This window comes from Microvirga guangxiensis (assembly GCF_900102135.1).
GTDB lineage: Bacteria > Pseudomonadota > Alphaproteobacteria > Rhizobiales > Beijerinckiaceae > Microvirga > Microvirga guangxiensis.
On sequence record NZ_FMVJ01000010.1, the window covers coordinates 38,355 to 51,037 of the forward strand.

A 12,683-nucleotide genomic window follows, 5' to 3' on the forward strand; every position below is an offset into this window, starting at 1 on the left:
TTGACATATCGTGCTACTCCCCGAGACTGAAACACGACCTGCAACGACGTCCGGTGGATGGTTTAACGGGAAGAGACCGATCTCGCGGAGCTTGCCATTCGCAAGCGATCGAGGGGCATCGGGCGTCAGCGTGCAGGACCAACAAGGGGAACGATATGAATCACAGCTCCAAGGTATTTGCATGCGTATCAGCGCTCGTTGCTGCCGGCGCAATTTCAGGCGCCGCGCAAGCTCAAGAGCCGAGGACAATGTACGTTGCCGGGTACGGCGGCTCTTTCGAAAAAGCGATGCGCGAGACGCTGCTTCCTCCCTTCGAGAAAGCTAACAACGTCAAGGTCGAGTACGTTGCTGGACAGTCGACGGCAACGCTCGCCAAACTGCAGGCACAGCGCGGCAAGCAGGAAATCGACGTTGCCATCGTTGACGACGGTCCAATGTATCAAGCCGTGCAGTTCGGCTTCTGCGCGCCCATCGAAAAGGCGGCCGTTCTCGACGACGTCTATCCAATCGCCAAGCTCGATGAGAAAGCGATCGCCTTTGGGATCGGCGCAACAGGCCCGGTCTATAATGAGAAGATCTTCGCTGAGAAGGGCTGGCCGGCGCCGACCTCCTGGAGCGATCTCGGCAATCCTGCCTTCAAGGGGCAGGTTTCGCTGCTCGGCGCTGCGAGCACGACAGGTCTGCACGGTTTGATCCTGGTGGCTCGCGCCAATGGTGGGGGCGAGAAGGATATTGAGCCGGGCTTCGTCGCCTACCGTGACAAGATTCGCCCAAACATGCTCACCTTTGCGCCCTCCGCCCCAAAAATCGAGGAACTCCTGCAGAACGGCGAGATCGCGATGACTGTTGTGGCACGTTCGCGCGCTGTCGCACTTCAGAAGGCGGGTCTGCCGATCAAGATCGTCGAGCCGAAGGAGGGCAACGTGGCTCTCATGGTTACGATGTGCCCGGTGGTGGACAGCGATGTGCCGGACCTGTCGCAGAAATTCGTGCAGTATATGCTCTCGCCGGACGTCCAGAAGATCCTCGCTGGAAATGGGTACGGCCCAGTGAATAAAACCACGAAGCTGACCACTGCAGAGGCCGAGGGGGTCCCCTTCGGCGAGGAAGCCGTCTCCAAGCTTGTGAAGATCGACTGGCCAACCGTGAACCAGAGCCGCGCCGCCTGGACGCAGCGCTGGAATCGCGAAATCGAGCGCTAGAGATCGACAGAGCGGCCTGCCGAGATCGGCAGGTCGCCCGCACAAGGCAAATACAAGATGAGCAAGATTGTCATCGAATCGCTCGTGAAGCGATTCGGAGCGTTTACTGCGCTCAACGGAATCGATTTGTCGATTGCGCAGGGCGAATTCATTGGCCTCCTTGGCCCTTCAGGCTGTGGCAAGACGACGACGCTGAATATCATCGCCGGCTTTGAGGAAGCGACCAGTGGGCGCATCGCTCTGGACGGGCGCGATCTCGCAGGTGTCCCCGCTAACAAGCGCGGAATGGGGGTTGTCTTCCAAAGCTATGCCCTGTTCCCGCACATGACGATCGCCGAGAATGTCGCGTTCGGTTTGGAAATGCGCAGGATGCCCCGACTTGAGCGTGAAAAGCGCGCGCGGAGCGCGTTGGACCTCGTGCGCCTGGAGCACCTGGCCGATCGTTACCCGCGCCAGCTTTCAGGGGGACAACAGCAGCGTGTCGCAGTCGCTCGCGCGCTGGCCATTGAGCCATCTCTGCTGCTCCTTGACGAGCCACTCTCCAACCTTGATGCGAAGCTGCGCGAGGAGATGCAGGTGGAACTGCGCGCGATCCAGCGTCGGGTCGGCACTACAACTGTCATGGTCACCCATGATCAGGCAGAGGCGCTCGCCACCTGCGACCGCATCGCGGTGATGGACGCTGGCCGCATCGTGCAACTCGCCGATCCTCTGACCCTCTATGACAGCCCCAATACCCAGTTTGCTGCGTCCTTTGTCGGCAAGTCGTCCCAGCTCTTCGGGGAGATTGTCGCAGTGGAGGGCGAGAGGGCCCTGGTGTCGCTCCGAGGCGGAGAAAGGCCGCTCTCCGTCGCCGCCGTTCCCTCGCTCGCCAAGGGTGCCCAAGTCGTGCTCGCTCTGCGTCCGGAAAAGATTTCCCTATCCACTTCTCAGGAAGATGGGATGCTGCGGGGGACTCTAATTTCGCGCGTGTTTCAGGGGAGCTCTTGGCTCTTTGTTGTCGATACGCCGGCCGGGACCGTGCTCGTCTGCGAACTCCATCGCGGCGCACCGAGCTTCGTCGAGGGACAACCGGTCGGCGTGAGCTGGTCAGCGGCAGACGCAGCGCTTCTTCCTCGCGAGGCGAGCCATGACTAAAACCAGACGACAGAGCGCTCCCTATGCCCTGAGCCTGCCAGCGATGCTGCTCTTCACAGCCTTGCTCGTAGTGCCGCTCGCGATGACGGTCGTCTTGAGCTTCCAGAACTATGACCTCAACACAGGCGCCATCGGGGGCTTCACGCTTGGCAATTATCTCGATGCGTTAGGCGACCCCTACTACCACACGATCTTTCTACGCACGATCGGTATTGCTTGCGCGACAACCATCTTATGCATCCTGATCGGCGCGCCCGAGGCCTATTTTCTGTCGCGGATGCAGCCTCCATGGCGGTCGATCTTCCTGATCGTTACACTCAGTCCGCTGCTGATTTCGGTCGTGGTTCGGACCCTTGGATGGGCGCTTCTGTTCGGACGGAACGGTGTCATCAACGAGACCCTCGCTGCTCTCGGAATTGGTGCTGGTCCAATCCCGCTTCTTTACACCACCCATGGGGTTGTGATCGCGCTCGTCCATGTCTCCGTCCCCTTTATGGTGATTTCTGTGTGGGCCTCGCTCCAGCGCCTCGATCCACGGGTCTCAAAGGCGGCTCTGTCACTTGGCGCGAGTGAGGCGACCGTATTCCGCCGCATCATCCTGCCGCAGATCATCCCCGGCGTTCTCTCAGGATCGCTAATCGTGTTCGCGCTGGCCGCAAGCGCCTTCGCGACCCCAGCGATCATCGGCGGCCGCCAACTGAAGGTGGTGGCGACATCGACGTATGACGAGTTCCTCGGCACACTCAATTGGCCCCTTGGCGCGGCGATCGCGGTCGTGCTGCTGGTCGTAAACGCCACGATCATGCTGACGTATAACAACCTGCTCGAACGGCGTTATGCGAGGAGCACCCGATGAACCGGAATGGCCCTCTTGCCTTGCTTTTCCACGCGTTGTTCGTGGTGTTCATGATTGCGCCGCTCGCCGTGGTGATCTGGATGTCGTTCACACCGGACAATTTGCTCAAACTGCCCACGACAACGCTTTCACTGCGATGGTTCTATGCCATCCTCAACAACCAGCAGTTTATCAATGCCTTTGGCTTGAGCATCCTCCTGGGCGTCATCGCCGCGACCCTCGCAATTCTGCTTTCCGTGCCGGCAGCGCTTGCTTTGTCGCGCTATCGGTTCCCGGGACGGGACGGTTTGGTGGCCTTCTTCCTGTCGCCGCTGATCATCCCGCATGTGGTGCTGGGCGTCGCGTTCCTCCGTTTCTTTACGCAGGCCGGCATCACGGGATCCTTTGCGGCTCTTCTCGGCAGCCACGTGCTCGTGATCTTTCCTTATGGGCTCCGCCTAGTCCTGGCTTCGCTCACCGCCTCCGATCCCGCTCTCGAAAGGGCAGCCGTTTCTCTCGGTGCGAGCAATTGGACGGTCTTCAAGCGAGTTGTCCTGCCTATGATGATTCCGGGTGTCGCTGGCGGCTGGGTAATCTCGTTCATTCAGAGCTTCGATGAGGTCACGATGACCGTGTTCGTCGCGACGCCGTCCTCTATGACGCTTCCCGTACGCATCTACCACTACATCGAAGAATCCATCGATCCCCTCGTCGCCTCTGTGTCGACGGTCGTCATCTTCGGAACTTTCCTGCTCATGTTCGTCGTCGATCGGATCTACGGCCTCGACCGCATGCTGGTTGGACCAACGAAATGACATCCCCTCATCACGAAATCTACTCTTCAGGATTAAAACGATGAAAGCTATCGTCGTAGGTGCCGGCATCGTCGGCTCATCAGTCGCCTATCGCCTTGCGCAAGCCGGCGCATCCGTCACTTTGATCGAGGAACGTGGGGTGGGGGGTGGTACATCCCGCGTAACCTTCGCGTGGGTGAATGCCTGCGAGAAGCTGTCCTCTGAGGCCTATTACCGCCTCAACTTCGCCGGTCGCGAGGCCCACGCGCGCATTCTCGAGGAATTTTCCGATGCCAACTGGTACCATCGCCCGGGTGTCATTCAATGGCAGGGCGCAGAAGCAGAAGCAGGTGGTAGAGACTCCGCGGAGCCGCTCGACAAGCTAAGGCAGTTGCAGACCTGGGGCTATCCAGCTGAACGCCTCTCCCATGATGACCTCCACCGGCTTGAGCCCGAACTGAACTCCGAGGTGGTGGGTAACGCTCCGGTGATCCTCTATCCCAAGGACGGATGGTGTGATGCCGTCGTCTATGCGGGATCCGTCGTCGGCGGCGCGATGGAGCGGTATGGGCTGACTCTTGTTGATGCAAAGGTCACAGGCCTGAAGATCACGGCCGGACGGTGTGATGGCGTCGTCCTTGCCGACGGAACGGTTCGTACGGCGGATATTGTCGTCAACTGCTCCGGGCGGTGGTCCAACGACGTCGCCTCGGAGAAGGAGTACCAGATTCCCTTGGCGCCGACGGTGGGCCTTATCGCCTACACACAGGCGGCAGGCGTCAAGCTCAAGCGGGCCCTGCGTACGCCCCTCGTCAACATGCGCCCTGATGGCGGCGGCCGCTTCATGTTGCGCTCCAACGAACTCGATAAACTTGTTGCGGCAGACGCTGCTCCGACCACTGATCACCCACAGGCACAGGAATTGCTAAGGCGCGCGAGGAAAACGATCCCGGCTCTTGAGAAGATTGAAGTCGAGGCCGTGCGCATTGCCATCCGTCCCATCCCAAAGGATTCCTATTCAGCGATCGGCCCCGTGCCCCATCTCGACGGCTACTATGTCGCGGTAACACATAGCGGTGTGACGCTTGGACCGTTTATCGGCGAGGCGGTGGCCGATGAGGTGATCAACAACCGCACCCGGCCAGAACTCGCCGATTTTCGCCCCAGCCGTTTCTTCAACTGATCGACAGCCGGACAAGGAGAGCGCCATGCGCATCGGAATTATTGGAGCGGGTGCCGTTGCCTTCGGCAGCGCGGCGGTGCTGGCGCAGAGCGGCCATCAGCCCGTGCTGTGGTCACCGTCGGGGCGGAGGACGGCCGAGCTGGCAAAGGGGCAGCCACTGACGAGCGAGGGAGTTGTCGAAGGGACCTTCAATCCTACAGTAGCAACCACGTGCGCTGAGGCCGTAGCTGGCGCGGATGTGATCCTGCTGGCGATGCCCACCAACGGCCATCGTGCGGCGATGGACGCCATGGCGCCACACCTCGCCGCCGGCCAAGTCGTCGTAATCAGCTCGCATTCTTCGCTTGGCGCCCTCTATCTGGCCAAGCTCCTCGCCGAACGGGGATTATCGATCCCCATTGTGGCTTGGAGCACAACGGTGCTGCGGGCGCGGCAGCGTTCGCTGACCTCTGTCAAGATAGCCACCCTTCGTGGCAAAGTGGATATCGCGACGCTTCCTGTGTCCGAGAGCGAACGCGGCCTCCAGACGTGCGTTGCCTTATTTGGCGAGCGGTTTGTCCAGCGCGCGGATGTGCTCGCCATCGCGCTCAGCAATGTCAATCCGCAGAGCCACATGGCCCTGGCCTTGTGCAACCTCACCCGCATGGAGCGCGGGGAGGATTGGGGGCAGACGGAGAACATGACTGACGCGGTCGGGCGCCTGTTGGAAGCGATTGATGCGGAAAGGCTCGCCATCGCTGCGAAGCTCGGACGCAACGTTCGGACCATGCGGGAGCATTACTCACTCACGTATGGGGTGCCTGACGCCCCGATCGGGGAGACAGCACGATTGCTCGTGACCCGCACCGAGCGGACAGCTGGACCGGCGACCATCGACACGCGCTACGTCCTTGAGGATGTTCCGTTCGGCTTGCAGCAGAACCTGGTTCTCGGACGCATGCTCGGGATCGACATGCGGCTCCACGAGGCCGGGATGGCGATTTTCTCGGCCCTCTACGGTCGGGACCTCAGCGCCGAGAACGACCTGCTGCCAGCCATCGGCGTGCAGGAGATGAGCGTCGCGATGCTTAACGAAATCGTCGAGCACGGGTGGAAGACACCCGCCATGGCCTGAGCCGAGAGATGCACGCCGAGATCCAAGGGATGATCCTTGGATCTCTCTCAACCATGAGAGCTTCTGGCCGCCCTTTGATTGCTGCACAGGAAGCCAGGAGGAAACACACAATGACATATCAGCCCGGCCGCCATTTCCTGCAGATCCCTGGCCCGACGAATGTTCCGCTGCCCGTCCTCTCGGCGATCGCAATGCCCACGATCGATCACCGCGGCCCCGAATTCTCCCGTCTTGGCATGGCGGTGCTCTCGGGGATCCGGACGATCTTCAAAACTGAGCATCCTGTCGTCATCTATCCCGCTTCAGGGACAGGAGCATGGGAAGCTGCTCTCGTGAACACCCTTTCGCCTGGCGACAAGGTGCTGATGTATGAAACTGGCTGGTTCGCGACGCTTTGGAGCCGGATGGCCAAGCGACTCGGGATCGAGGTCGAAGTCATCGCAGGCGATTGGCGCGGTGGCGCCGATGCAGATGCGATCCGCGAGCGTTTGAAGGAAGACAAGCAAGGCGCGATCAAAGCGGTCGCCGTCGTCCATAATGAAACCTCGACCGGTGCGGTGACCAATGTCGCTGCTGTGAGGCGCGCCATCAACGACGCCAACCATGATGCATTGCTCTTGGTCGATACGATCTCATCCCTCGGCTCTATCGACTATCGGCACGATGAATGGGGAGTCGACGTGGCTGTCGGCGGTTCCCAGAAAGGACTCATGCTTCCGCCTGGCCTTTCCTTCAACGCCTTGTCTCCCAAAGCTATCGCCGCGAGCCGGACGGCACGGCTTCCGCGCGCCTTCTGGGATTGGGAGGAGATGATCACCATAAACGCCAAGGGTTTCTTCCCCTACACGCCCTCCACCAATCTGCTGCAGGGATTGCGCGTCGCCATCGGCTTGCTGCATGAGGAGGGCCTCGAAAACGTCTTTACCCGTCATGACAGAGCAGCGGAAGCCACCCGCCGGTGCATCGAGCATTGGGGTTTTGAGATTCAATGCAGCAATTCTGCAGAGTATTCGTCATCCCTCACGGCTGTTCGGTTACCTGAAGGGCATTCTGCCGATGCTTTGCGTGCCGAGATCCTGTCCCGCTCTAACCTGTCGCTTGGCAACGGACTTGGGCAATTGGCTGACAAGGTGTTTCGTATCGGGCATCTCGGAGATTTCAGCGCACCGGCGGTTATGGGAACCCTTTCGGCGATCGAAATGGGATTGCGCGCTTGCGGCGTTCCGCATCGCTCCGGGGGAACCAATGCAGCCCTTGGATTCCTGGTAGGCAATGCGGGAGCATCGTGACCCGAAAGACAATACTCCCGTGGACAGGCTCACACTAACGTCACTTCACGATAGCAGTGTTCGCTATGCCGGTGACGAGAGCGATGGATGCTTCTGAACAAAGATGGGGAGGTGGTATATTTGCACCGAGCCAGCATTGTGCTTGGTAGTCTGTGTTGATTCCCGGCGCAGACGCTTAAACAGCCCAAGCCTTCCCGCTTCCGCAAAACAAGTGGTGCCGCTCCCAGACCTCGAAGTTGCAGCTACCAGTTTACGTTACTACTCCCGGCTTCACGAGAATCCAATTTGGATTCACGCATCGGACAACCAGTTCCTGCCTTGAGGCAAGGACGGGATAAATCCTATTCCAAGCGAACGCGGCTCACAGTCTCGCAGTATCGGTCACCATAGGCTCAGCCTGACTGAGCTGCTGCATTTCACTCCCCAAAAGGCCGCCGGATACTCCGAAAAAACACCTTTCTAGGTGTGTAATGCAGGGTAAAGCTGGAAGTCACAGATCCGGCGATGTTGCTTTCACGTCACGCCACTGCCCATCGAGCGCAGCGGGCGGTTCTCCTAAAATCAACGTCACGGGCTTTGGAAATCAAACCTCAGCTTGAATTTCTGCGACCTAAATGTGTGTCATGAAACCTTGCGTCGCAGGGATTTCGTCATTAGCTGCCCTGCAAATTTGAATTCCGACGGCTCTTTTAGGGCACCTTTCGTGACGTGTTGCGAGGATTTTCAACGTCCGGTCTGATGGCAAGCATTTATCCTTGACGCTGTGCCTGTTCTCAGGCTTGCCGGAGCTTATGAAAGTCCCGGCAGCATCAGTTTGCGCGATCAAGTTTTACCGCCTTTTTGGCAGACGAAAAATGGGCCTGAACCTCACGAGAGGCGCTTTTGTATCGAGGGCGAAGCCAGGTTGAAAAAGCGTCTTTTGCAGATCGCAATGGTCCGCATGGGTCCCCCAGAGTGCCCGGGGAGGGTTTTATAAAAAATGTGACCTGGAATTTTCGGACAATGCAGGAAACATGTTCGGCCGGTCAGGTCATTGTGGGACGGTCTTCGAGGAAGATGCAAGAATCCCTTGAAAGAGGCGTCGTGTTCGCGCCCACACCGATGTAGGATTCCCTGACCCAAGCCTTGAGGTGCACATGCGCTACGATAGCGACTACAACGGCTACACAATCTTCTGCGACGGAGTGCGGTGGATAGCTGAGACCACCGACGAAGACGACGACATTTTGCTGCACATGAGGTCTGTGCGCTTGGAAAGGGTGATCGAGGCCATCGATGACATACAGGCCTGCGACAGCTCCCTGCCACCTTGGCTCGCGGCCTTGTGGGGCACCGGCAGCAGCGCCCAACACGAGCGGAACGGCGCAGGGCTTGAACGTGGGCCATTCTCCGGCGCTCTCGATGGAGACCCTCTCGAGCCGTGCCATGGCCGTTCAACGCGGCCAGATCGGCGTGCCATACTTCGGGCTGAGTATCGCCGCGACCGCTGCCCGGCGCGTAGTCGGCAAGGCTAGGGAACAGACCTTCAGCCGCTTGCTTGATCGAGCGCTTCTCAACCCGGCGATAGCGGCCGCTCTCCTGAAGGAGAACAACCCTGCCAACCGTCCTGCCATGCGCCGGAAGGAGCAACTCTGGCTCGGCAATGAATCCTCTACCTTCATCGATCTCTTGGAAGACGAGGAATAGGATCCGGTTAAAGGGGGATTATGCGGAGGACAGGATAGGGAAAGTAGGCGCTAGGCAATCGGCTTAGCCTTTGTCTTCTGCGCTAGCTCCGCTGGTCTCAGGACTGGGGTATTGCTCGAGAGCAGCTCGGCTGCAGCGATCCCTGCGGCCGGTGTAGAGTATGCTCGTGACGGTGTTGATGGTGAGGACATCGTGCCGGACGTGGCAGTATCGAAACGTATCTTCAGGGAAAGCCGCTATTGGTGGGGAATTGTTCAGTGCATGCGGAATAGAAATGACATATGATAAAGTCTTCGTGCCTTTTAGTGCACTGTGTGCCCATGAGTTCGATGTCATTGCCCTAGCTTCGCAGCTGTCAGAGCCTAGTAGGAGAACGACAATGAAGTGCCATATACTTCCTACTGTTCTTTCGGTACCTATACTGCTGTTCACCACATTGGCGACAAGCGCTCAGACCACCACAATCGTGGCAATTGGCGCAAGCAACACAGAAGGCAAAGGCTTATCATCGCAGGAACAGGCTTTTCCTGCTCAGTTGCAGGCTATGCTTCGGGCGAATGGCTATGACGTGAGGGTGATTAACGCCGGAATCAGTGGTGACACACCACAAGGGATGTTGGGCCGTCTCAACTCTTCGGTGCCGGCGGGGACACGTGTGGTTATCCTCAATCCTGGTGGGAATGATCTACGTGGCTGTCAACAACGGCGTCGTGGCACATGTGCTAGCCAAGAGGAACACGATGCGAGCGTGGCTCAGATCAGAGCTCAACTCCGCGCGCGTGGCATCCCCGTGATTATGGCTAGGTTTGGCGGGTTGCCGGACGAGAACCGGCAGGGTGATCGGCGACATCTAACTCCAGAAGCGCATCGTGCTGTTGCAGCACGTCTGCTACCCCAGGTCATTGCGGCAATAGGAGGACGTGCATCGCGTTAATGGGAGTGTGCCGCTCGGCTCGGTCGCCGCACGAGCACGTGAGCCGATCTCTTCGTTGTGCCGTTTGGAGCTTTCTCAGTCGCTCCTTCGCTCCGCCGCTCATTAAGGAGCGACAGGTAAGCAGTCTTGAAGTCGGCACCCTGCCGGCGAACTCGTTCCGTTGCGAGCTTCTCTAACCGGAAGCCCGAGCGATTGCGTCTCAAACAAACGCGCCTTCTGTGCCCTCTCCGATGCTGGAGTTTCCAACATTGAGATCACCCTCGCAGGCGTAGGGATCGACTGGGGTGGCGTTGGATAGGGTGAGGGTCTGCAGACGCTACTTATACTGCTTATTTCAGAAGCTAGTGCCGATTTGGGTCAAGACTGTAAGGCGCAGAGAGACTGGCTTCTTATGGCAGGCCAGATTGCATTGTTCGAATTTGCTACGCGGGTAAACACTGCCTCTCAGTGACCTGACCGGGGTTTTGGACCAGGCTCACTGAGAGCCTACTGCATGATTGCGGATGTGGGTAGCTGCTGTGAGATGGCCTCCATTGTCATCGGTGCGGGCGGCCGATAGCCCAAGGATGAATGAGGCCGCACGCGATTGTAGTGATCCCTCCAGGCGCCGATCACGATCTGAGCCTCCTTCAGGCTGTAGAAGATCTCCAGCTTCAGGCACTCGTCCCTGAGTTTCCCGTTGAAGCTCTCACAGTACCCGTTCTCCCACGGGCTGCCCGGCTCGATGTACAGGGGCTTGGTCCCGAGCTGTGCCAGCCACTCCCGCAAAGTTCGGGCGACCATCTCAGGCCCATTATCGCAGCGCACATGTTCAGGCACGCCCTTGGTCAGCATGGCGGCCGCCAGCGTCTCGATCACCCCGAAGCTGTTGATCCGCCGTGCCACCCTCAGGTCCAGGCATTCTCGCGTGAACTCATCGATGAGCGTCATGATCCGCAGGCTCCGTCCATCATGGGTGTGCCCCTCAACAAAGTCGAAGCTCCAGACGTGATTGGCTCGCTCGGGCCGCAGCCGAATGCAGGAGCCGTCGTTAAGCCACAGCCGAGCGCGCGGCTTGTGCTTCTTGGGGACCTTGAGCCCCTCGCGGCGCCAGATGCGCTGAACCCGATCCCGCCCCACCTTCCAGCCGATCCGCTGCAGCAGGGCGGTGATCCGCCGGTAGCCGTACCGCCCATACTGCGAGGCGAGCGCGATGATGGCTTGGGTCAGGGCATCCTCGTCAGCCCGGAGGGTGGGCACATAACGCTGTGTTCCCCTGGGCTGGCTGACGATGCGGCAGGCGTGGCGCTCCGAGAGGCCGTACTTCTCCCGGATGCGGCTGACCACCTGCCGGCGCCGCTCGGGGCTTAGATGGGGTATTCGGGGCGCGTCGCGCTACGGGAACCGTGGCAGGATGGCATCCGATCTCAACCAGGAGCATCGCCATGCAGCACTTCGTCGGTCTCGACGTCTCGGTTAAGGAGACGGCCCTCTGCGTCCTTGATAAGGACGGTTGTATTGTTCACCGCGCCCTCGTGGAAAGCGACCCGAAGGTGCTCAGTGAATGCCTCCTCAGCCTAGGATACGAGTTCAGCCGGATCGGTCTTGAGGCCGGCCCGCTCTCACCTTGGCTCTACGCCGGCCTGATCGAGGCAGGCTTGCCGGCAATCTGTGTTGAGACCCGGCATATGCATGCGGCACTATCGGCTCGGATCAACAAGACTGATCGTAATGATGCCCTCGGCATTGCACAGATGATGCGGGTGGGCCTGTTCAAGCCGGTCCACGTGAAGACGCCAGCAAGCCAGCAGCGGCGCCTGCTTCTGACCTCGCGTAAGCTCCTTCAGCGCAAGGTTTACGATATTGAGAGCGACTTGCGGGGACAGCTGCGCAACTTCGGGCTGAAGGTTGGCATAGTCGGAGCCGTTGGCTTTGAGACACGTGTGCGGGAGCTCGTGGCTGGCCATGTGTTCATCGCATCCGTCATCGTTCCACTGCTGGAGGCTCGCTCAGCGCTGCGAGCACAACTCATCAAGCTCCACAAGATGCTCCTGGATCTTGTCCGGGCTGATCCCATCTGCCGCCGCCTCATGACAGCACCAGGTGTAGGGCCGGTGGTCGCTCTTACCTACCGGACGTGCGTCGACAATCCAGCGCGGTTCAGTCGCTCCAAGTGCGTCGGGGCCCATTATGGGCTTACCCCGCGCCTCTACCAATCTGGCGAGACAGCCAGAATAGGCCGGATCTCCAAGTGTGGGGATGCGATGCTGCGAGCCTCCCTCTATGAGGCGGCTCTCGTCCTGCTCACGGGTCCCCGGAGCCGCTGGAGCGCGCTGAAGGCCTGGGGTGTTGCCGTTGCACGGCGCCGCGGCATGCAAAAGGCAATCGTGGCGGTCGCACGCAAGCTCGCCATCGTGCTGCATCGGATGTGGCGGGACGAGACGGACTTCCGCTGGTCAGCGGCCGCATGAGTTGAGCCCAAATCCGTTCTGAGCTTCTCCGGCACGGAGAAGGTCCCTGCGGGGACGAA

The 12,683-nt window shown here is 59.6% G+C and carries 11 protein-coding genes and 1 pseudogene; 10 read left to right on the forward strand and 2 right to left on the reverse strand.

Translation table 11 applies throughout. The annotated features are described in order from the left end of the window. Positions 1-248 precede the first annotated feature (248 nt). The 7 genes from BLP10_RS16575 to BLP10_RS16605 all read left to right on the forward strand — a co-directional run bounded on the left by BLP10_RS16575 (position 249) and on the right by BLP10_RS16605 (position 7,554). Positions 249-1,202: an ABC transporter substrate-binding protein gene (locus BLP10_RS16575; RefSeq protein WP_210183632.1), complete on the forward strand. Its 954-nt coding sequence runs from the start codon at positions 249-251 to the stop codon at positions 1,200-1,202. A gap of 57 nt (positions 1,203-1,259) precedes the next feature. Further along, positions 1,260-2,339: an ABC transporter ATP-binding protein gene (locus BLP10_RS16580; RefSeq protein WP_091137052.1), complete on the forward strand. Its 1,080-nt coding sequence runs from the start codon at positions 1,260-1,262 to the stop codon at positions 2,337-2,339. Beyond that, a complete protein-coding gene (locus tag BLP10_RS16585; RefSeq protein WP_091137055.1) occupies positions 2,332-3,195 on the forward strand; it encodes an ABC transporter permease in 864 nt (287 codons plus the stop codon). Before BLP10_RS16580 ends, BLP10_RS16585 begins: the two co-directional genes overlap by 8 nt. Further along, a complete protein-coding gene (locus BLP10_RS16590; RefSeq protein WP_091137057.1) occupies positions 3,192-3,989 on the forward strand; it encodes an ABC transporter permease in 798 nt (265 codons plus the stop codon). Before BLP10_RS16585 ends, BLP10_RS16590 begins: the two co-directional genes overlap by 4 nt. Positions 3,990-4,029: 40 nt before the next feature. Next, positions 4,030-5,151 (forward strand): NAD(P)/FAD-dependent oxidoreductase, encoded by a 1,122-nt coding sequence (locus BLP10_RS16595; RefSeq protein WP_091137059.1) that lies wholly within the window; start codon positions 4,030-4,032, stop codon positions 5,149-5,151. Between the two features lie 25 nt (positions 5,152-5,176). Continuing rightward, the gene (locus BLP10_RS16600) at positions 5,177-6,265 is read left to right on the forward strand and encodes an NAD/NADP-dependent octopine/nopaline dehydrogenase family protein (protein ID WP_091137061.1); all 1,089 of its coding nucleotides are present in this window, start codon (positions 5,177-5,179) and stop codon (positions 6,263-6,265) included. 110 nt (positions 6,266-6,375) lie between these two features. Beyond that, on the forward strand, positions 6,376-7,554 hold the full coding sequence (locus BLP10_RS16605) for a pyridoxal-phosphate-dependent aminotransferase family protein (protein WP_091137064.1): 1,179 nt from the start codon (positions 6,376-6,378) through the stop codon (positions 7,552-7,554). 1,025 nt (positions 7,555-8,579) lie between these two features. On the opposite strand, the gene BLP10_RS16610 is transcribed toward BLP10_RS16605, so the two are convergent. Further along, the gene (locus tag BLP10_RS16610) at positions 8,580-8,981 is read right to left on the reverse strand and encodes a hypothetical protein (RefSeq protein WP_091137066.1); all 402 of its coding nucleotides are present in this window, start codon (positions 8,979-8,981) and stop codon (positions 8,580-8,582) included. On the opposite strand from BLP10_RS16610, the gene BLP10_RS16615 reads away from it, so the two are divergent. Together BLP10_RS16615 and BLP10_RS16620 are read left to right on the forward strand one after the other, a co-directional pair. Continuing rightward, the gene (locus tag BLP10_RS16615) at positions 8,980-9,240 is read left to right on the forward strand and encodes a hypothetical protein (RefSeq protein WP_091137070.1); all 261 of its coding nucleotides are present in this window, start codon (positions 8,980-8,982) and stop codon (positions 9,238-9,240) included. The genes BLP10_RS16610 and BLP10_RS16615 overlap by 2 nt on opposite strands. 379 nt (positions 9,241-9,619) lie before the next feature. Beyond that, the gene (locus tag BLP10_RS16620) at positions 9,620-10,174 is read left to right on the forward strand and encodes a GDSL-type esterase/lipase family protein (protein ID WP_091137073.1); all 555 of its coding nucleotides are present in this window, start codon (positions 9,620-9,622) and stop codon (positions 10,172-10,174) included. 486 nt (positions 10,175-10,660) lie between these two features. Here the strand turns inward: BLP10_RS16620 and BLP10_RS16625 are convergent. Then, positions 10,661-11,545 (reverse strand): annotated as a pseudogene (locus tag BLP10_RS16625) (IS3 family transposase); the annotation flags it as partial. Positions 11,546-11,592: 47 nt separating this feature from the next. On the opposite strand from BLP10_RS16625, the gene BLP10_RS16630 reads away from it, so the two are divergent. Next, a complete protein-coding gene (locus BLP10_RS16630; RefSeq protein ID WP_091137273.1) occupies positions 11,593-12,624 on the forward strand; it encodes an IS110 family RNA-guided transposase in 1,032 nt (343 codons plus the stop codon). Positions 12,625-12,683 lie beyond the last annotated feature (59 nt).

What these genes read in the sequence shown, in the direction of transcription:
- BLP10_RS16575 (WP_210183632.1), top strand. Translation starts at nt 249, where the DNA reads ATGTACGTTGCCGGGTACGGCGGCTCTTTCGAAAAAGCGATGCGCGAG.
- BLP10_RS16580 (WP_091137052.1), top strand. Translation starts at nt 1,260, where the DNA reads ATGAGCAAGATTGTCATCGAATCGCTCGTGAAGCGATTCGGAGCGTTT.
- BLP10_RS16585 (WP_091137055.1), top strand. Translation starts at nt 2,332, where the DNA reads ATGACTAAAACCAGACGACAGAGCGCTCCCTATGCCCTGAGCCTGCCA.
- BLP10_RS16590 (WP_091137057.1), top strand. Translation starts at nt 3,192, where the DNA reads ATGAACCGGAATGGCCCTCTTGCCTTGCTTTTCCACGCGTTGTTCGTG.
- BLP10_RS16595 (WP_091137059.1), top strand. Translation starts at nt 4,030, where the DNA reads ATGAAAGCTATCGTCGTAGGTGCCGGCATCGTCGGCTCATCAGTCGCC.
- BLP10_RS16600 (WP_091137061.1), top strand. Translation starts at nt 5,177, where the DNA reads ATGCGCATCGGAATTATTGGAGCGGGTGCCGTTGCCTTCGGCAGCGCG.
- BLP10_RS16605 (WP_091137064.1), top strand. Translation starts at nt 6,376, where the DNA reads ATGACATATCAGCCCGGCCGCCATTTCCTGCAGATCCCTGGCCCGACG.
- BLP10_RS16615 (WP_091137070.1), top strand. Translation starts at nt 8,980, where the DNA reads ATGGCCGTTCAACGCGGCCAGATCGGCGTGCCATACTTCGGGCTGAGT.
- BLP10_RS16610 (WP_091137066.1), bottom strand. Translation starts at nt 8,981, where the DNA reads ATGGCACGGCTCGAGAGGGTCTCCATCGAGAGCGCCGGAGAATGGCCC.
- BLP10_RS16620 (WP_091137073.1), top strand. Translation starts at nt 9,620, where the DNA reads ATGAAGTGCCATATACTTCCTACTGTTCTTTCGGTACCTATACTGCTG.